Annotated in this window: 16 protein-coding genes; 6 read left to right on the top strand and 10 right to left on the bottom strand. The window is 37.6% G+C overall.

Features of this window, described 5'->3' with window-relative positions; genetic code table 11:
- Nucleotides 1-60: 60 nt before the first annotated feature.
- The 10 genes from fumC to H9635_RS15885 all read right to left on the bottom strand — a co-directional run bounded on the left by fumC (nt 61) and on the right by H9635_RS15885 (nt 10,515).
- The gene (fumC, locus tag H9635_RS15930) at nt 61-1,452 is read right to left on the bottom strand and encodes a class II fumarate hydratase (RefSeq protein WP_191701299.1); all 1,392 of its coding nucleotides are present in this window, start codon (nt 1,450-1,452) and stop codon (nt 61-63) included.
- 370 nt (nt 1,453-1,822) lie between these two features.
- Nucleotides 1,823-2,134, bottom strand: a complete 312-nt coding sequence (locus H9635_RS15925; protein ID WP_191701298.1) for a hypothetical protein — start codon at nt 2,132-2,134, stop codon at nt 1,823-1,825.
- Nucleotides 2,135-2,242: 108 nt separating this feature from the next.
- The gene (locus H9635_RS15920; RefSeq protein WP_191701297.1) at nt 2,243-2,800 is read right to left on the bottom strand and encodes a DUF1273 domain-containing protein; all 558 of its coding nucleotides are present in this window, start codon (nt 2,798-2,800) and stop codon (nt 2,243-2,245) included.
- A gap of 283 nt (nt 2,801-3,083) precedes the next feature.
- Complete coding sequence (locus tag H9635_RS15915) at nt 3,084-4,280, bottom strand: ornithine--oxo-acid transaminase (protein WP_191701296.1); 1,197 nt, start codon at nt 4,278-4,280, stop codon at nt 3,084-3,086.
- 65 nt (nt 4,281-4,345) lie between these two features.
- Entirely contained in the window at nt 4,346-5,509 is a 1,164-nt protein-coding gene (locus H9635_RS15910) for an MFS transporter (RefSeq protein WP_191701295.1), read from the bottom strand.
- 119 nt (nt 5,510-5,628) lie between these two features.
- On the bottom strand, nt 5,629-6,462 hold the full coding sequence (locus H9635_RS15905) for a MerR family transcriptional regulator (protein WP_191701294.1): 834 nt from the start codon (nt 6,460-6,462) through the stop codon (nt 5,629-5,631).
- Between the two features lie 441 nt (nt 6,463-6,903).
- Entirely contained in the window at nt 6,904-7,359 is a 456-nt protein-coding gene (locus tag H9635_RS15900; protein WP_225231343.1) for a DUF4825 domain-containing protein, read from the bottom strand.
- A 59-nt stretch (nt 7,360-7,418) separates the two neighbouring features.
- Nucleotides 7,419-8,570: a YbfB/YjiJ family MFS transporter gene (locus H9635_RS15895; RefSeq protein WP_404828885.1), complete on the bottom strand. Its 1,152-nt coding sequence runs from the start codon at nt 8,568-8,570 to the stop codon at nt 7,419-7,421.
- Nucleotides 8,571-8,709: 139 nt separating this feature from the next.
- Nucleotides 8,710-9,180 (bottom strand): DUF2269 family protein, encoded by a 471-nt coding sequence (locus H9635_RS15890; RefSeq protein ID WP_191701292.1) that lies wholly within the window; start codon nt 9,178-9,180, stop codon nt 8,710-8,712.
- A 60-nt stretch (nt 9,181-9,240) separates the two neighbouring features.
- Nucleotides 9,241-10,515 (bottom strand): L-lactate MFS transporter, encoded by a 1,275-nt coding sequence (locus H9635_RS15885; protein WP_191701291.1) that lies wholly within the window; start codon nt 10,513-10,515, stop codon nt 9,241-9,243.
- Between the two features lie 805 nt (nt 10,516-11,320).
- Between H9635_RS15885 and H9635_RS15880 the strand changes: the two genes are divergently transcribed.
- The 6 genes from H9635_RS15880 to H9635_RS15855 all read left to right on the top strand — a co-directional run bounded on the left by H9635_RS15880 (nt 11,321) and on the right by H9635_RS15855 (nt 19,421).
- Nucleotides 11,321-11,932, top strand: a complete 612-nt coding sequence (locus H9635_RS15880) for a flavin reductase family protein (protein ID WP_191701290.1) — start codon at nt 11,321-11,323, stop codon at nt 11,930-11,932.
- Between the two features lie 42 nt (nt 11,933-11,974).
- Nucleotides 11,975-13,087, top strand: coding sequence for a mandelate racemase/muconate lactonizing enzyme family protein (locus tag H9635_RS15875; protein WP_191701289.1), 1,113 nt, complete (start codon nt 11,975-11,977; stop codon nt 13,085-13,087).
- The gene (locus tag H9635_RS15870) at nt 13,087-13,764 is read left to right on the top strand and encodes a GNAT family N-acetyltransferase (protein WP_191701288.1); all 678 of its coding nucleotides are present in this window, start codon (nt 13,087-13,089) and stop codon (nt 13,762-13,764) included. The genes H9635_RS15875 and H9635_RS15870 overlap by 1 nt, the downstream gene beginning before the upstream one ends.
- A 442-nt stretch (nt 13,765-14,206) precedes the next feature.
- A complete protein-coding gene (locus tag H9635_RS15865) occupies nt 14,207-14,389 on the top strand; it encodes an amino acid transporter (RefSeq protein ID WP_191701287.1) in 183 nt (60 codons plus the stop codon).
- Between the two features lie 168 nt (nt 14,390-14,557).
- Nucleotides 14,558-17,689 (top strand): BTAD domain-containing putative transcriptional regulator, encoded by a 3,132-nt coding sequence (locus H9635_RS15860; RefSeq protein WP_191701286.1) that lies wholly within the window; start codon nt 14,558-14,560, stop codon nt 17,687-17,689.
- Between the two features lie 475 nt (nt 17,690-18,164).
- Nucleotides 18,165-19,421: a substrate-binding domain-containing protein gene (locus H9635_RS15855; RefSeq protein WP_191701285.1), complete on the top strand. Its 1,257-nt coding sequence runs from the start codon at nt 18,165-18,167 to the stop codon at nt 19,419-19,421.
- The last annotated feature ends 169 nt before the right edge of the window (nt 19,422-19,590 follow it).

The raw sequence follows: 19,590 nt of genomic DNA, 5'->3' as shown, positions 1-19,590 counted from the left end.
TATTACCTGTAAAGAGTAATTGACTAGACATGTTGGAAGGTTGTGTTGGATATTTAAAAATTATTCAGCATTTGGGTAAATCATCGTTTTTGGATCGACATAACGGTCAAATTCTTCCTCAGTTAAAAGACCCGTCGCAATCGCGGCTTCCTTCAACGTTGTACCTTCTTTATGAGCCGTTTTGGCAATTTTGGCCGCATTTTCATAGCCGATATATGGATTAAGTGCTGTGACAAGCATTAACGAATTTTTCAAGTTCGCATCCAATACTTCCATGTTCGGTTCGATGCCAATTGCACAGTTATCGTTAAATGATTTCATTGAATCTGCCAATAAGCGTGCTGACTGCAGGAAGTTATAAATGATAACTGGTTTAAATACATTCAGCTCAAAATTACCTTGTGATGCAGCAAATGCAATTGTTGCATCGTTGCCGACAACTTGCGTCACAACCATTGTCATCGCTTCACTTTGTGTCGGATTTACTTTACCTGGCATGATCGATGAGCCTGGTTCGTTTTCTGGAATGGTAATTTCACCGATACCAGAGCGAGGGCCACTTGCCAACCAGCGTACATCATTGGCGATTTTCATTAAATCCGCAGCCAATGCTTTTAGCGCACCGTGAGCTGTAACGATTTCATCATGGCTTGTCAGTGCATGGAATTTATTTTCAGCGGATGTAAAATGAATACCTGTTAATTTGCTGATTTCAGCTGCAGCATGTGCCCCAAATTCCGGGTGGGCGTTTATACCCGTTCCTACCGCTGTGCCTCCAATTGCCAACTCTTTCATAAATTGAGTATTAACCATAATCATTTTTTCGCATTTTATCAGCATATGGTGCCAGCCGCCGATTTCCTGCCCAAGTGTTAATGGTGTTGCATCCTGTAAATGGGTACGGCCAATTTTAATAATATCGTTGAATGCAATTGCTTTTTCTTTTAAAGTTGCCTGAAGGAGTTTAAGTCTCGGCATTAAATAGCTTTCAACTATTTCAACTGCTGCAATATGCAGTGCAGTAGGGAATGTATCATTTGAACTTTGTGATTTATTTACATCATCGTTCGGATGAACTTTTTCTTCAGAACCACTTGCAGCTAACTTTTCGTTTGCTAAGTAGGCGATTGTTTCGTTTACGTTCATGTTCGTCTGTGTACCGCTACCTGTCTGCCAAACAACAAGAGGGAAGTGGTCATCCCATTTACCTGTCAGAATTTCGTCTGCTGCTTCGACAATTGCTTTTGTTTTTACATCAGACAGCTTGCCTAATTTATTATTTGCGAGTGCTGCTGCCTTCTTTAAGATCGTCATCGCGCGGATAACTTCAATGGGCATTCTTTCTGTCCCAATTTGGAAATTTTCTTTACTGCGCTGTGTTTGTGCACCCCAAATTTTATCTGCCGGTACACGGATTTCACCTAAAGTGTCTTTTTCAATACGGAATTCCAATTAAATCATCTCCTTTAATATATGTATACCCAAATTTAGATAAAAAAATGGCAAATCGTGTGAGGGGATTTGCCATTCTTTCAGGAGAAAAGATAAAGATCTTTTCAAAATATGAGTAAAGTGATTAATGAGTTTCGAATCTGAACTGGGGGGAACAGTATCGAAAATATGCTACAACTAATTTGTCTGCCTTACAATGATAATGATAATCTTTATCAATTAGAAAGTCAATAGATTACCTAGTTAATTTTTAGAAAAATTATTTAATTTGAAGAAAATATGTAAAACAACGTCCAAAGCATTAATCTCATCGATGCTTTAGACGTCGCTATTTGTGTTATACACTTATAAGTCAGCCCCTTATAAATAGTTAAACAATTTTCACATAAAAATCCTGACCGTTCGTTAATTCTGGAATTTCCATATTTTTTTCGCGCTTATAATAGTCTGATATAGTACTTGCGAGACCCGCATAGCCGTTCAATAACGTCCCTTGCTTAATTTCTTTCGCAATATTATGGAATTCAAAATAGATGTGTGCATCATTATCCAATTCACTTAATATCTTTTCTATATCTGCAAGGGGAATATTAATACCTCTCGTATAGCGACATTCACGTTTATACGTATGGTGTGGGATATTTACGGGTGTGGTTTCGTTAATCATCGATAATTGATTCATAATGTTGCCTCCTTGTTATTCGATATATAAGTTCATTTAATATATTATACCGCAAAAAGGTGATTTATAATCTGAATATTTACTGAATTGGGAAAATTAAAGGAGTCTTTACCAATTATCTCCTTGCTGCATTTCCTCCGCCACCATCTGTAAATCGTAAGCATTAATCATGAACAATTCATATTCATCATGCTGTTCCTTATACTTTTCGATGAGTCGAAGCACATATTTAGGGGAGCCTTCGTTTTCCTCATCATAAACGAGCAATGTCGCATCCGTATTATCAATGATGAATTTATCTTTTTCAATAAACTGCCAAGGTGCTTCGTATGGACGCTTCGTCACACTTGTTACGAAGTCGGCATTATTTACTATATTCATATAGGCTGCTTGTTTATGCTCATTCCAGTTTTTCTCTTGTTCTAAGAAGGGCGTTATAATGGAGTATTTGAGTGTGGAATATTCATTTTTTAGCTCTAGTACAACTTCTGCCGCCCATGTTTCAACACCTGGCTGTCCACTAATCACAACCCACTCCAATCCATCCTCTATAAGGGTACGTAATTGGTTTTGCAGTGCTGATTTAATAATAGGGACACCTGGATGCTTATCGTTAAAAATACCAAGCTCATGTGGACGGTAGCCGGTAATATAAAGTGATTTCATCAAAAATCGCTCCTTAAGATAAAAAATGGAGCCTGGGACAAAACGAAAAATATCTATTTTTTCAAAGAAAAAATAGATATTTTTCTGCTTCTGCCAGAATTGATTTCCGTTACGGGGACGCTTTCCCGGGGGCACGGCCTGAGCCTGTAGTCTCAGGCGTCGTGCTGTTCCCCCAGGAGTCGCCCCTTCACTACAATCAATTCATATAATATTCATTTCTTAATAAGAGTATTTTCCTTATACAAAGAAATTTCTACTTATGTCCCAGCCTCTTAAAATTTATTTATTCACTAAAAACTGCTTTAATTTGCTCGATGGCCCAGTCTAAATCCTCTTTTGAAATGATTAAAGGTGGGGCAAAGCGGATCACTGTGTCATGTGTTTCTTTACATAATACTTTTCGTTCTGCAAGCTTTTCGCAATACGGACGAGCCGATTCATGAAGCTCCAAGCCAATGAAAAGACCGCGACCGCGCACTTCCTTTATCACAGCATTGTCGATCGTCTGTAGTTGCTCTTTAAAGTAATTGCCCAACTCAAGTGAACGCTCTGTCAATTTTTCATCCAACAGAACATCAATTGCAGCTATGGAAACTGCACATGCTAATGGATTTCCACCGAATGTCGAGCCGTGCGAGCCAGGGTTGAATACGCCAAGAATATCATCATTCGCAACGACTGCAGAGATCGGATAAACACCACCGCCTAGCGCTTTACCTAAAATACATACATCTGGAATAACGTCTTCCCATTCACAGGCAAAAAGTTTTCCCGTACGTGATAAGCCAGTTTGAATTTCATCTGCAATAAACAGAACATTATTTGCTTTACATAATTCATAGGCAGCTTTTAAAAAGCCTTCCGTTGGGATGATAATACCTGCTTCACCTTGTATCGGTTCTATAATAAATGCTACTGTATCGGGAGTAATTGCAGCTTCTAAAGCTTCAATATCACCGTATGGAACTAAAGTGAAACCTTCCAGCATAGGACCGAAGCCGCGTTTATATTCCGCTTCTGATGATAACGATACAGCACCCATCGTACGACCATGGAAATTGCCGTCACAACCAATAATTTTGGCTTGATTTACAGGGATCTCTTTTACTTCATAGCCCCAACGACGAGCCATTTTAATCGCTGTTTCAACCGCCTCAGCACCAGTGTTCATAGGGAGTACCATATTCTTCCCTGTGAGCTTGCACATCTTCTCGTACCATTCCCCTAATGTCGCATTATGGAAAGCACGGGAAGTTAGTGTTACCGCATCTGCCTGATCCTTTAATGCTTGAATAATTTTAGGGTGGCGATGTCCTTGGTTTAACGCTGAATACGCTGAAAGCATATCTAGGTAGCGATTGCCTTCAGGGTCTGTCACCCAAGCGCCTTCTGCTTTCTCGATAACGATTGGCAGGGGGTGATAATTGTGTGCTCCGAATTTTTCTGTAGTTGAAATAAGTTGTTCTGATTTTGTTGTCATGATGAAATCCTCCTTAAGCAAATTTACTTTTATAACAGAGAAATCAATTACATAAGACGAAAAATCTACATATACGATGCAGGTTTCTTCCAAATTAATGTTAACAGAATACCTAAGAAGATGACAACCGTTGCAAAGTAATATGGGTAGTTAACATCAATATCAAATAACATACCGCCTAAAATAGGGCCGAAAATATTAGCCAAACTCGTAAACATAGAGTTCATTCCACCAACGAAACCTTGCTCATTGCCAGCAATTTTTGATAAATAGCTTGTTACAGCAGGGCGGAATAAATCAAATCCGACAAATACGATACAAGTAACGAGTAAAATTGCAAAGTACGAGCTGACAACCGTCATTAAAAACACTAAAACGCCCGATAAAATTAAGCTATAGCGAATCAGTTTAATTTCGCCCCATTTTTGGGCTAAACGGTCAAACAAAGCTACTTGTGCCACCGCTCCAACAATTGCGCCACCTGTAATGATGATGGCGATATCTGTAGGGGTAAAGCCAAATTTGTGATCAACGAACAGGCTAAAGAACGATTCAAATGCCGCAAGTCCAAATGATGCGACAAAAATTAATATAAAGGCAATTAAGTACATCGGCTCCAAAACACGTTTAAATCCAGATGTTTGATTTGGCACATTTTCATTATTTTCTTCATTGCGCTCTGGTTCGCGCAGTAAAATAATCGACAGAATGGCCGCAGTTGTACCGAGCGCTCCCGCAAAATAGAAAGGCACACGTGTACCGAAATCCGCTAAAAATCCGCCAATACCAGGGCCGATAATAAATCCTGTACTAATCGCTGCACTCATATAGCCAAGTGCTTTCGGGCGAGTTTCCATCGTAGTAATATCTGCGATAAAAGCTGTAACAGCAGGCATAATAAATGCCGCACTAATCCCGCCTAATACACGGGATATAAATAATACTTCGATTGTTTTACCTAACCCGAATAAAAATTCCGAAATACCGAAAATAAATAGACCTAGGACGATCATTATTTTACGTCCGTATTTATCAACCGCTTTACCAGCGAGGGGTGAAACAATAAGTTGTGCAATAGCAAATGCTGCCGTTAAATATCCAACAACAGTTCCGCTTATTTGCAGTTCATTCATTAATGTTGGAAGTACTGGAATAACTAAACCGATTCCTAAAAAGGCGATGAATAAGTTTAATAACAGTAGCCCTAACGTTACTTTATATTCTCTCATATTTGTTGCTCCTTATTTAGTTGAAAATGACTGTAGAAATATAATCCGCACTTTCTAACATAAACCCTATAGTAGCTATAGAGTCAATAATTCAGATTTAAATTATTGTAAAAAACTATTCACTTCAGTTTTATTTTTAATTCAACAATAAATTCGTCTGCTTTATTAGGAGAGTAATTTATAGGCATAAAAATTTCATAAACGATGGGTACTACCTCTAGTCGGTTTTCTTCTATATATTGATATAACTTTTGGTAATGCGTTAAGTATGTGTCTGGTTCAAAAATAAATGCGATACATACATAACGACCTGCAGGAATTGTTTTAACTTCCATATCAGTTGTTAAGTGTGTAATATACCTGTCTGTAATAAGTGGGGTAAAGATATGACTATAATGCAGCTCATCCAAGCTATTATATGGCTGATAAGGATAAATGCATCCGTATCGATTACTCAACAGACTATTTTCAACTTCTAGCGTTTTGATTAGTGAGCTGTAGTATGTGTTCGGTATATAGTAAGGTGTTAGCTCATTTGTATGGATCGATAAAATTCGGTTTGTTTCCTCATTTTTAAAATAAACCGTATCAAGCATATCAATTGCGAGCTGTTCCTCCATCTGTTTTTTCGTTTTATATAAAGATTGCTTAATTTCATACATACGATTAATCTGTTTTTCAATTACATTTTCCTGCTGCTGTAAAAAGGATAGTAACTCTGCTGGGGTAAAGGCTTGTGCCGCTTTAATTTCTTCTAAAGAAACCCCGATATATTTCAGTGATTTAATAATGTCCAAATAGTATAGTTGTGCGTCTTTATAGTACCGGTAATTTGTTTTACGATCGACATGCGAAGGTTTGAATAAACCGATCTGATCATAGTAACGGAGTGTTTGTATTGATATATTTGCCAATTTCGATACTTCTCCAATTGAGTAAAGTTTTTCTTCCATAATAACCTCCGAAATACGTTATTAACGGTATCGTAGCATTAAAGTTGGGTTGGGTAAATTAGCAGGAAGGGGGGCATGGAGGTAAACGAAGCTGACAAATGGTCTCGAGAGTTTTGTCTTTTTATTATAAATTTAACTAGATGCTTAGCAGGAACAAATTGTTCATGTTCATTGAATTTGAATTGATTACTAGTCATCGTAGATATCGTATCTCACTTTATTTAAAGCGATGAATAAGTTGATTGGAGTGGAGGGACCGTGACTCCACCGGGAACCGCACGCGCGGAAGATCCACTAAATTGTGCCTGCCGTTGTAGGCACAATTTAGTTAGCTGGAGCCGTGCCCGGGGAAAGCATCGGTCCCGGAATGGAAATCAACGGTTTAATATTAATTTAATTTTTAATAAACACTTCTTAAGAGTTTCCTATTAAAAAAATCGATTACTTTCTAAAAAATTGATTTACAGAGTCCTCAGAATTTAAATGGTCTTTTATTAGTTTCTTTAAGTCCTCTTCATTTTCAAAGCCGTCTAGTTGATTATTGTACCAATGTTGAATTTCAGTTTTTGTTACAGCAAATTCATTAGCCGAAAATTTGAATGTAACCCAATCTACATTTTGGATTAAGGCAAAAAGATACGTGGCATTCTCTATAACAGTTTTCTTTATTTCTTTATCACTTTTTGCTGTTATATCGTTATATTCCAAAGTAATGCCATATGGTTGTTCTTTCGTATGAAGGGAAATTTGTTTTAGTTCATTGCTGTCATTTAATTGATTTACAATATTTCCAACCGCACTGTTGTCACCTATATAGGAATTTTTATATTGAAATATATCTGCCTTTGAGTCAGCATTTTGACTGCATCCGCTTAATACAATCAATACGAATAGCATCGAAATATAATATATGGAAATACGTTTCACTATTTCATCTCATTTCATTTCTTATAAAATTATGGTTGCATCATTTCATGGCCAACGTGAATAGGCTTTTTCCTACTATAAAAATACCCGACCAGTAATATGATAAGAGCTAATGTTACTGTTCCTCCCGCAAAAAGGAGGGGGGCTTTATATGTGAGGAAATAAGTTTCCAAACGACCCGCAATAACAGGACCGATTATTTGTCCAATAGCATAAAAGGTTGTCAGTATGGAAACAACGTAGGCACTTTGCTTTGGATATAACTGTCTTGCGTATGCTGTTGACATAGTAACGAGTCCAACAAATGTAAAACCAAAGGAAATGGCCGACAACAATACGCTCCACACGGATTGTGACAGCACAGGAAGCAGGATGCCGATTATTTGCATCGCATACGCTAAAGCCAGCATAGAAATCGTTGAATAACGGGACATCAATTTCATCCAAATCGGTGCTGATGGAATGGCGGCCAGTCCAGCCAATACCCAACTATAACCTGCATATGCGCTAAGTGCCTCGATATTATATATAATGTCCACAAGAAAAGTCCCTGTGATAATATAACCTAATCCTTCTAAGCCATATGCAATAATCAGCCATGGCATGAAACCGCGCCAAATATTGCTATCCTCGGATTTTGGTGCCTTTACATGATTAAGTACTTGTAAGTGACGCCATAAAAATAGTGTCGTCGCTAAAAATAATGCAGATAACAAACCGAGTCCAAGCCAAGAACCTTGCCAGCGGAAACTTGTTTCAAAGAATGGTACTAAAAGTCCTGATAATGCAATGCCAATGCCGATTCCACTAAATAAATAACCACTCCAGCGCGTTAGTAAATGCGCTGCCAAATAATCCATCACGATGCTTAATGTCAGAACAAAGATAAACCCACTCGTTAAGCCAGCAATAAAGCGTAACACGATCCAAATGAAGTATGAATCTACTAATCCCATTAAAAGAATCGAAGTGACATTCATGACAACATTTAATAATAGAAAGTTCTTTTTTGATTTATAAATAAATCCGGCCCACAATGCTCCAATAAAATAGCCAATATAGTTGCTTGAAGCGAGCCAGCCGCCTTGTGTAAAGGATAAATTTTCATCGACACGCATGAATGGTAAAATCGGCGTGAATGCAAAGCGGCTAATACCCATAGCAACAGCTAAAAATAGAATTCCCCCTAAAATTACACTTAAATGTTGACGATTTATGAAAATCCCTCCCTAAAAAGCATCTCTTATAGTGATTGTACCACTCTTATTTTCAAAATTAATAGAGGTAATACCCGTAGAAACGAGAAAAAACCCGACTATATCACCAAAAGTCAGGTTTTGCGATCATAAGCCAAAGAAAGAATCCCATTAAAAAGATATATTTCCAGGTAGCGCTTTTCATCATATGAATAAACTGTTCTTTTTCAAACTGTGCACTTTTAGCAAAATTCATGGCAGGCTTAAAAGCAAGGGCCATAAAATATAAAGAAAATCCCATAACGATATATGTCACAATAAGCCAGGGAGATGTCCAAGACCACCCACTAAAATAAATTAAAACGAAACCGGTAGGCACAATGAAATGGCCACCATTTGCCACAGCTCTCAGCAAACCTTGTAAAGCCGTTATATAGCTAGGGAAATCATGCGTTTGTGCCTTTTCCATTCGTTTTAGTATGGGGAAGATCGCGAAAAGCGGACCGGTAGCGACGATGACACTTAAAATATGTAAATAAAGCGTAATTGTAAAAAGCAATTTCATCCCTCGCTCGAGTTTTATTGAAATAATCATACCATGAAAAAAAGATGACTCGAAAGTTTGTGACTTCCGAATCATCTCTATTAAAACCCCTTATGAATGAGCGGCTGCTCCCTGTTTCCCTTTGTTTTTGCTTTTTTCCTCTTCTTTTACACGCTGTTTTTTCAGTTTGTTTAAATCTGAACGTAATAGTAAAGAAATACCTAATGAAATAGCGATTAAGAAGCTGAATAGATAAAATACTGGAATATAACTGTTTGTCGCTTCGTGAATTGTTGATACGATAATCGGACCAAAAATACCACCAAGTGACCATGTAGTTAATAAATAGCCATGAATAACCCCAAGTTGCTTCGTACCGAATAAATCACTCGCGAATGCCGGTAAGTTCGAGAAACCACCGCCATAACAACTAACTACTAAGAATATGAATAATTGTAATAGAATAGCGTTTGTCGTAAACGGTAATGTAATAAAGGCAATTAACTGAATCGTGAAGAAAATTACAAACACATTAGAGCGTCCGATATAATCTGATCCAGCCGCCCAAAGTAAACGACCACCACCATTAAATAGACCCATTAAACCAACCATAGTTGCAGCAGCTGCTACTGACAGTCCGGCAATTTCCTGTGCCATTGGAGAGGCTACTGAAATCATCATTAAACCAGAAGTTACGTTAATTAAGTGCATAGACCAAAGCATCCAGAATTGCTTTGTACGAACCGCTTCACGAGCAGACATTTGTGCAATTTCCTGTGATTTTGCTTTTCCTGTAGCAACCATGTCTTCTACATCACCTGGTTTAGGTGGCGCAATATAAAGCGCTCCAGCAATCATTAATAGAAAATAACTAATCCCTAAAATATAATACGTATTTGATATCCCTACAGCCTGCATTAAGTTTGCAGCAACTGGCGCGGTGATTAATGCACCAGATCCAAATCCTAATACAGCCATCCCTGTCGCTAAACCGCGACGATTAGGGAACCATTTAACAAGCGTCGATACCGGTGCAATATAACCAATCCCCATCCCGAGACCACTTAGTAACCCGTATGTTAGCCAATATAAAACAACAGAATCCATAGCGATCGCAATACCTGCGCCACCTTGTCCTAAACCGAATAGAACTGCAGCAACCATTGCTGCTTTTCTAGGTCCTAACTTTTCTACTGTACTACCAAATAATGCTGCAGCAAAACCAGCTAGTCCCATCATAATTGTAAAAGCAATAGTAATTTGTGATGCATCCCAACCAAGTTCTGTTGCGATTGGATTTTTATACACACTATATGCATACGCACCACCGATTGAAAGGTGAATAGCAATGGCAGATGCAGCAATTAACCAACGATTTTTTTTCATATAAATTCCCCCTCACACCTATTAAAATATCGATTTTACGATAATTTTCTACTTAAAGTAGATGTGTCAAATGTTTGAACGTTCATGTACATAAACTTAACATTAATTTATTATTTTGTGCAAGTGAAATATATAAAATAAAATTATCTTGAAAAAACATATATTTCTCTTTTCGGTAGCAAAATCGTACTTGATGCGATAATTTTTTACTGTGTAAAAACTCATTATAACCTTGATAAATCAAGGTTTGTTAGGTGTAGGATAGTGATGTTTACTAAAAGGTTTCGAAATAAGGATAATATTGTAATTTAATGAATCTTCTAATTTAACAACTAAATTAGCTAACTTATGCATCAAAATTCTACTATATGTTTTAAAAGTGGAAGGTTAAAATTTTTGGGGATTTATAATATAACAGTGACTAATACACAAAGAGGAAACACCCAATAGCTTTATGCATTGATAAATCAACGTTTTAGAGTAGTGATGTTAAAATAAATAGCTTTTTTTCTTGCAGTTATTATTAATTATGCAACTGTTTATAACAGTTTGAAAAAGATAAAATTCAGTACGTTTCGCTGCAGATTTTGGATTAAAAAAGAAATAAATTTCTAAAGGAAACGGTGCCTTTACCGATTTCACGGTGCTTTTTTACATTAATTTACTGAATAATGGAGCAGAATAATGCTGAAAATGAGTTTGTATAAAAATACTCATACTAATTTTGAATAGAAATAAAATTATTTGACGAGTCACGAACTGTTCCTCTAAAGTCAAATAGTGATAAGAAAAGAGGCGAAATTTTATGCGAAAAATAGATCCAAAACAATTATCAGAGCGGGAAAATTATAAGTTTTTGATTGGTTCCATAATTCCTAGGCCAATTGCCTTTGTAACATCGGTATCAGCAGAAGGTGTGGTAAATGCTGCACCGTTTAGCTTTTTTAATATTGTATCTTCAAATCCTCCGATGATTTCCGTAAGTGTTCAGCGCAAGCAAGGGGAAATGAAGGATACGGCAAGAAATATTCTTGCCAATCGTCAATTTGTTGTACATATAGTCGATACGGAAAATGTTGAAAAGGTAAATGAAACGGCAGCGAGCTTACCTCCAGAGGAAAGTGAAGTGGAAATGACTGGGCTGACATTGGTTGGAAGTACAAAAATCGGTGTTCCGGGAGTAAAAGAGGCCAAAGTACGTTTTGAATGCGAATTAGAAACCGCACTGGAGCTTGGTGGAGAAGAAAATAACCCAGGGTGTGACCTGATTATAGGTAAAGTTGTATATTATCATATAGAAGAAAGTATATATGAAGATGGTCGGATCGATTCACAAGAACTAGCTGCTATAAGTCGTTTAGCTGGAAATGATTATGCGAAAATTGGAGAGCAATTCACGATTAAGCGTCCCCTTTAATTTCATTCATTTCGAGCGTAGCTATATATAGGAGGAAAACAAATGTTAAAAATTAAAAACATTGAATTATTTAATATTGAATTACCATTAATTGAACCATTTATCGTAAGCTACGGTACATACCCAAATATGCCGTCAATCATTGTAAAGATGACAACAGATTGTGGATTAGTGGGCTGGGGAGAAGCCGTGCCGGATGAGCATGTTACGGGCGAAACACTGGAAGGCACGTTTGCTGTTTTAAAGCATACATTAGCTCCTGCAATGATCGGGGAAAACCCGATGAACTTTGAAAAGATTCATGCCAAAATGGATGCATTGATTTATAGTGCGCCAGCAGCTAAGGCAGCTATTGATATTGCTTGCTTTGATTTAGTTGGGAAGAAGCTTGGTGTGCCGGCTTATCAATTAACAGGCGGACGCTATTACGAGAAGTTTCCAATTACGCATGTATTAAGTATCGGTACACCTGAAAAAATGGCGAATGAAGCAGCCGAGCGTGTAGAAGAAGGATATAACTCATTCAAAATGAAAGTTGGCCGCGATGTCGCAAGTGATGTCGCACGTATTAAAGCAGTCCGTGAGAGAGTCGGTAATAATATTGCGATTCGCGTAGATGTCAACCAAGGCTGGGTAAATAGCTCAACAACGATGCAGGCAGTACGCGAACTTGAACATTTAAATATTGACTGGCTGGAGCAGCCGGTACGTGCCGATGATATTGATGGTATGGTTGAAATTAAATCAAAAACAGCCATTCCTGTCATGATAGATGAAGGTTTACGTGGTGTCCGTGAAATGCGGGAAATCATAGCAAAACGTGCTGCGGATAAAGTAAATATAAAATTAATGAAGTGTGGTGGGATGTATCCTGCAATGAAGCTTGCGCATATGGCGGAAATGGCGGGTATTGAATGCCAAATCGGTTCCATGGTCGAATCTTCTGTCGGATCAGCAGCGGGATTCCATGTAGCATTTTCAAATAAGGTGTTTACAAGTGTTGAGTTAACAGGACCATTAAAGTTTTCTAAAGATATCGGGAACCTTCAATATAATGTACCGTTCATTCAGTTAAACGAACGCTCGGGTTTAGGTGTTGATGTGGATGAAACAGTTTTGGCCGAACTAACACGTGAAAAATGTGTGGTGCAATAATGATTGCGACAGGATTTTTAGGGAATGATGAGTTCACCGTTAATTTACTGAATGAATCCCATATACCGCAGTTAATGAACCTGCAGCAGGAAGTCGTAGACGCATTGCCGGATAAAGCGATTTTACAGCCACTTGACGAAGGAGAATTGGGCTTTATATTAAAAGGAAATGGCCTAATGATTGGTGTTTTCGTTAAAGAGAAATTAATTGCATTTCGAGCTTTACTTGAACCGGTTATTGATGAGGAGCATTTAGGGTATGATATCGGTTTACAAACAGAAGATGAACTGAAAAAAGTGCTGTACCAAGAAATATCAAATGTACACCCGCAATATCGGGGCTATGGATTACAACGGACAATGGCAAACATTATTATGCAACAAGTAAATCTGGCAAAATATAATGTTGTCTGTGCAACGGTGATGCCGGGTAATATCGCGAGCATGAAAGACAAGTTCTCTCAAAATATGCATATAGCAGCATTAAAGCTGAAATACGGTGGAAAATTGCGCTATGTATTTATGAAGAAGCTGTCGGAAGTAGACCGTCAATGGGCTGAAGAACGTTATGTTTCAATGAATGAGACAAATGCTCAGCAACAGCTTATACAACAAGGCTTTATCGGCATTTCTATGAAAAAGCAGCAAGATGAATGGTTGATCCAATATGTAAAATGAAAAAGGATGTAGCGGGTAATTATTAATCCGCCACATCCTTTTTCGTTTTATTACAATCCAAGTCGTATGAATGTTCTTTAAATATCATTGTCATCAAAGCTGTCTAAATCGAAGAAATCACTGTTGTCTTCGAATAAGTAAGAAACGTCATTGTCATCTGTAGCTAAATAAGTGTAGTTAATCATATTATCAGCTCCTTTTTATAACTATACAATATTCAGAAAATTAAGTAAAGTGTAATTTACCTCTTTTTTATTGAATGAATGTTCATAAATCGTTGGTAATTATATATTTTTAGCGTTTGTTTCCGCTTTCATACCTTATAATAATATGTTTTATAAGATATTTTCATGCATATTTTCATACATTTAAAAACGCGTGTATTTTGAAACTTTCTCTTCCAGAAAAATGTATATATAGAAAAAGGAATGAAGTGAAGGAAATGGAGAAAAAACCATTCAACGATGTAGATGAGCATTATCAAAAACATATAGGTACACCGAGTTCCTATAATATGAAGCAAATGCCAAAACCAATTCGTATTATTGGTTATATTCTAATCAGCTTTATGACGGTTGCTGCATCTTTACTTATTATATTAATGATCTGGGATAAAATATTCTAGCTTAAACCGGGGAAACAGTCTTTTTCCTAAACATCTTTAATATTAAGCCCACTATAGTAATAAACTTATTAGTAGGGGTTAAGTATATGTAAAAAATCTGTATTTAACAGAATAATTATCTGCTTTGTGTTAATATATTTGTAATTAACTGTAAATGGGGTGGGAAGCATGGAGCAACATATTTTTGTCTCGAAACTTATACCTCCGACACCGGCGAATAACTATTTAAGAAGAGCAAAATTAATGAAGAAGCTTTCAGATTGGCCACATGCAAAATGTACCATTTTACATAGTAGCGCAGGGTATGGAAAAACATCGCTTATTAGTCAATTTATAAATGATCAAAAAACTAAATGCGCCTGGTATCAAATAACACCAGATGATGATTCGATATTTCCGTTTTTACGCCATTTTATTTTTAGTATCCAACAGCATTTCCCTTCATTTGGCGAAAAGCTAAAAGGGTGGGATGTAACAGTAAAGTTTCATAACATGGAAGAGTTATTGCAGCTTTCAAAGCAAATTGCCAATGAGCTGCACGATATTAAAGAACCATTTTTAATCGTGCTGGACGACTATCACCATGTATCGCATGTGTTTCAAATTAATTACGTCATGAATCAAATACTTCAATATTTACCTAGCAATCTCCATATTATAGTGGCGACGAGGAAAATGCCGGAGTGGAGCTGTTTGTTAACGCTTCGAATGAATAATCAGTTAATAGAATGTTTAGAGCAGGAGTTTATTTTTACTGAAGATGATGTCCAATATTTATTTGAAGCTTTCTTTGAGCGTCAATTAACCGATGAACAGTGTGAATTTATTATGCAAATGACAGAAGGCTGGGCAATGGCAATTATGCTGCTTGGCTATAAGGCTAAGTATAGTCAGGAAAAGCTTATTGATATTGCAGAAGGAACGGTCGGGAATTTTTTTGACTACCTATCTGCAGAAGTGTTCGACAAGTTAGACGAGCAACTTCAGCTTCAGCTTTTAAAGCTTGGTATTCATCAAGTTATATCGCTTGATGTCATTACGGAGCTATATGGGCTGGAATGGATTGAACAAGTTAAGCCGAAATTAGACGAGCTTGCGTTTATTACGCCGTTAGCAGGAGGAACAAAATACCGTTTTCATGCATTGTTCCAACAATTCCTGCAGCAACGGTTGAGTGAATACTACTCGGACCTATATGAGGAGTTTCATGAACAGGCTGCCGAGTATTATGCTCTCCAAAACTTAGGAGTACTCGCGGTCACACATGCTAAACAACTAAAAAATCAGCATTATTATATCCAATTATTACTGCATTTCGCTCCTCAATTTATTGAAGCCGGTCAATTCGAATTTCTATTGGAAAGGTTGAAAGACTTTTCACTCGATCAAAAGCCGTATCAGCTTCTCTATTATGAAGGGGAATGTCAGCGGTACCGTGCACAATATGAGAAGGCGAAAAATGCGTACAATGAATGTTTTATAAAAGCTCAATTGCAGCAAGATCAATTATTTTTAATGCGCTCACAATTTGGCCTTGCCAATATTTATTTGGACACCCTACAGCCAGTTTTTGCAGAACACCATTTGCAGCAAGCTATCGCATTATTAAATGAAGTAAAACTCAGTGATACAGAACGTCATCTTATTAATAGCCTTTATACTGAAAATCTCATTAATTTAGGGAAAGCAGGGGAGGCTCTTCGATGGAGTAATTCTCAAAATCTACAGTTAAGCATTAACAATATTGATGCGCGTCTTTATTTACGGCATGGTCAATTGGAAAAAGCAAAAGAGTTGTTAAATGCACGAATATCAAAACCCTTTCAATGGGAAGAAGCACATCGTACGACAGATTTACTCCTCGTTTTAATTGATATATTAATGGGTGAAAATATACAGGCCTATACACGTATTATTGAAGGTGGCAAAGAAGAGCTTGTTGATATGCCCTACACGCTTGCGCTTACAAAGCTACGTAAAGGACTTGCACTTTTAAATATGGAAATGAAAGATTTTGAGCGTGCAAAAGCATGCTTTGATGAGACACTGGAGCTATTAAATCAAATACATGTTAAGCGTATTACAGCCGAGTGCTATATGGGGCTCATTTTATATTATCGCAATAATGTTGTTGAGGCGAAGCGCCATGCCCAAATAGGATTAAGGGAAACAAACAAAGTACAGGATTTTTGGATGTCTGCATTTTTACTGACAGCATTAACGAAAGTGCTGGCGGAAAATAGCCATTATGAGGAAGCGATCGATACGGCCAAGCAAGCTTTATCTTACTATGAGCGTAGTGAAGATACGTATGGACAAATGGTTTGTTCTTTTTGGCTGGCGTATTGTTTTTTAAAAGTGGATGATAAATGGAAAGCATCCGAACACTATCAGTATTTTTGGGAACTATGTGTGAATGACTATCCATTTTTTATGGAAAAGAAAACCCTTTTCGGACCACAGCATTTAATCATATTTGTCCAGCTTGCTAAACAACTCCAACTTGAAATGCCTGTATTCGATCAATTGAAAATACAGGAAGCGCCGAGTACAGAACTAGCCCTGACGTTGTTTGGTCCTATTCAGATTCGTCGAGAATATCATGTCATACATGATAAAGAGTGGAAACGAATGAAAGCGAAAGAACTGTTTTTGTATTTATATATTCACCGTGAGCAATTCGTATCGCGCCAGCAAATCTGTGAAGCGATTTGGCAACAGGATGAAGAAGCGATGCAACGCGATTTTAAAGTTGTTTTTAATGCAATGTTAAAAACGTTAGAGCCCACACGTTCCGCACGTGAGGAAAGCAATTTTATCACTCGTCGCCAACATTTATATAAACTGGAAAGTCGTTGGATTCAAAGTGATGTAGCGCATTTTACGTATTATGCACAACGGGGAATGGAAGAAAAAACAGCCAAGCTTTCAAATGAATGGCTAAAGCTTGCAATGAGACTAGTGGACGGCCAATTTTGTTCCGATATTGAACGTGAGTGGATTGAATCGATTCAGGCGCATTATAATGAGCAAATACTTAAAATTCTGGAACGTGTCGCACAAAACTATGTACGGCTTCAAGAATTTGATAAAGTTATTCGTTGGGCAGAACGAATTATTGCACTTGATGAAGGACATGAAGAGGGGTATCGGTTGTTGATGCTTGCCCATTATTATTTAGGTAATCGCCGGGAAGCACTAAAACAATATGAGCGCTGCGTCAATGTCCTTGATGTGCAATATAAAATTACACCGATGGACCCGACCGAGCAATTGTATGAACTTGTATTAAAAATGTAAATAGATTGAGAGCTATGTTGAAAATATAATTTCGACATAGCTTTTTTAATTGGGAAGGCTAGAGCGTACGGGTTATTAAAGGGAGGAAACGTGAAGAGCGTTTTATTAGAACAGTCGAGCAGCTTATTAGAAAAAGGCAGAGCGGAATTAGAAGATTGAGAACCGATTTTAGAACAATGCGAAGCGATACTAGCACAACCAAACTATATATTAGAAAATCGAATTTATATTAGAACAAATTAATTTTTATTAGAAGATATCAACTTTTATTAGAACAAATTAATTTTCAGAAAAAAATTCGCTGTGTATTAGAAATCTCTTAGGTCGGGCAATGGCATAACGCCTCAAGTTCTCTCCAGAATTCCCCCTTTATTCCAAATTCCATTTATTGAATGTAACTCATTTGTAACTTGGCGATGTTACATTACGATTAAGCAGATAGCTATGCTGAAAATATTGCTGGGAGGGACATTGAATGAAAAAGCGTTTATGGTTAATTTTTGCGGTGTTATCGGTTTTCTTATTAGTTGCATGTAACAGTGATTCAGCAGACAGTGATGATTCATCAACTACATCTACTTCAGCTGAGCAAGGTGAAAGCGGTACAAAAGAAACAGCTGCTTCATCAGATCCGATTAAAGTTGGTGTACTTGCATCATTAACAGGAGCACTTGAATCGTACGGTAAACAAACGAGAAACGGCTTTGAACTAGGTCTTGAATATGCAACAGACGGCACGATGGAAGTGGAAGGACGTAAAATTGAAGTCGTTTGGGAAGATACAGAAACAAAACCGGAAGTAGCGGTGCAAAAGGCAACGAAGCTATTGGAAGATGACGCAGTTGATTTTTTAGTGGGCTCTTCAAGTTCAGGTGACACATTGGCAGTACTTCCACTAGCAGAAGAGTACGAAAAGATTATGATTGTTGAACCAGCAGTAGCAGATAGTATTACAGGTTCAGAGTTTAACCCTTACATTTTCAGAACAGCACGTAATTCATCACAGGATGCTTATGCAGCTGCAGCGGCAATTGCAGGAGAAGGTGTAAAAATCGCAACATTCGCACCTGACTATTCATTCGGTTGGGATGGGGTATCGGCATTTAAAGCGGCAGCTGAAAAGTTAGGAGCTGACATTGTATTGGAAGAATATGCAGATCCAGCAGCAACCGACTTTACATCCAACTTACAAAAAATTATTGAAGCAAAACCAGAGTTTTTATTCGTTGTATGGGCAGGGGCTAACTCTCCATGGAACCAGATTGCAGATCTAAAGCTACAGGAAAAAGGGATTAAAATTTCAACTGGAGCACCCGATATTATTGCGCTTCAATTTATGGAGCCTTTAGTAGGAATGGAAGGATTCTCGGTATATCACCATACATTACCAAACAATGAAGTAAATGATTGGTTAGTAGAAGAGCATAAAGCAAGATTCAACGGAGAGGTACCGGATTTGTTCACACCAGGCGGATTTACAGCGGCGGTTGCCATTGTAGAAGCATTGAAAAAATCAGGTGGTGATGCCGATGGAAATGCACTTATTCCATTAATGGAAGGTATGTCATTCGAGACACCAAAAGGAACGATGACATTCCGTAAAGAAGACCACCAGGCATTACAAACGATGTATGCCATCCGACTTGAAAAGGTAGCGGAATTTGATTATCCAGTACCGGTATTAATACGTGAACTACTACCAGAAGAAACGGAACCTCCTATTTTAAATTAGTAAATAAGTGAGGCTGTCTAAAAAGTGTTGAACTTTCAAGACAGCCTTTTGTTATAAAGGTTTCCATGGCGTTTATACGAAATGGAAAGGTTTATGAAAATGAGTTGATTGGAATGGAGGGGAGGCGACTCCTAGGGACCAACCCGAGCGAGAGACTACAGGCACGAGC

It is taken from the genome of Solibacillus faecavium (genome assembly GCF_014836905.1).
Classification (GTDB): Bacteria; Bacillota; Bacilli; order Bacillales_A; family Planococcaceae; genus Solibacillus; species Solibacillus faecavium.
The sequence above is the reverse complement of the archived record's forward strand: the minus strand, read 5'-3'. Positions and strand labels throughout refer to the sequence as shown.

Excerpts from the sequence above, each read along its gene's own strand:
- H9635_RS15925 (WP_191701298.1), bottom strand. The coding sequence starts at position 2,134 with ATGAATCAATTATCGATGATTAACGAAACCACACCCGTAAATATCCCA.
- H9635_RS15920 (WP_191701297.1), bottom strand. The coding sequence starts at position 2,800 with ATGAAATCACTTTATATTACCGGCTACCGTCCACATGAGCTTGGTATT.
- H9635_RS15915 (WP_191701296.1), bottom strand. The coding sequence starts at position 4,280 with ATGACAACAAAATCAGAACAACTTATTTCAACTACAGAAAAATTCGGA.
- H9635_RS15910 (WP_191701295.1), bottom strand. The coding sequence starts at position 5,509 with ATGAGAGAATATAAAGTAACGTTAGGGCTACTGTTATTAAACTTATTC.
- H9635_RS15905 (WP_191701294.1), bottom strand. The coding sequence starts at position 6,462 with ATGGAAGAAAAACTTTACTCAATTGGAGAAGTATCGAAATTGGCAAAT.
- H9635_RS15900 (WP_225231343.1), bottom strand. The coding sequence starts at position 7,359 with ATGCTATTCGTATTGATTGTATTAAGCGGATGCAGTCAAAATGCTGAC.
- H9635_RS15890 (WP_191701292.1), bottom strand. The coding sequence starts at position 9,180 with ATGATTATTTCAATAAAACTCGAGCGAGGGATGAAATTGCTTTTTACA.
- H9635_RS15885 (WP_191701291.1), bottom strand. The coding sequence starts at position 10,515 with ATGAAAAAAAATCGTTGGTTAATTGCTGCATCTGCCATTGCTATTCAC.
- H9635_RS15880 (WP_191701290.1), top strand. The coding sequence starts at position 11,321 with ATGCGAAAAATAGATCCAAAACAATTATCAGAGCGGGAAAATTATAAG.
- H9635_RS15875 (WP_191701289.1), top strand. The coding sequence starts at position 11,975 with ATGTTAAAAATTAAAAACATTGAATTATTTAATATTGAATTACCATTA.
- H9635_RS15870 (WP_191701288.1), top strand. The coding sequence starts at position 13,087 with ATGATTGCGACAGGATTTTTAGGGAATGATGAGTTCACCGTTAATTTA.
- H9635_RS15865 (WP_191701287.1), top strand. The coding sequence starts at position 14,207 with ATGGAGAAAAAACCATTCAACGATGTAGATGAGCATTATCAAAAACAT.
- H9635_RS15860 (WP_191701286.1), top strand. The coding sequence starts at position 14,558 with ATGGAGCAACATATTTTTGTCTCGAAACTTATACCTCCGACACCGGCG.
- H9635_RS15855 (WP_191701285.1), top strand. The coding sequence starts at position 18,165 with ATGAAAAAGCGTTTATGGTTAATTTTTGCGGTGTTATCGGTTTTCTTA.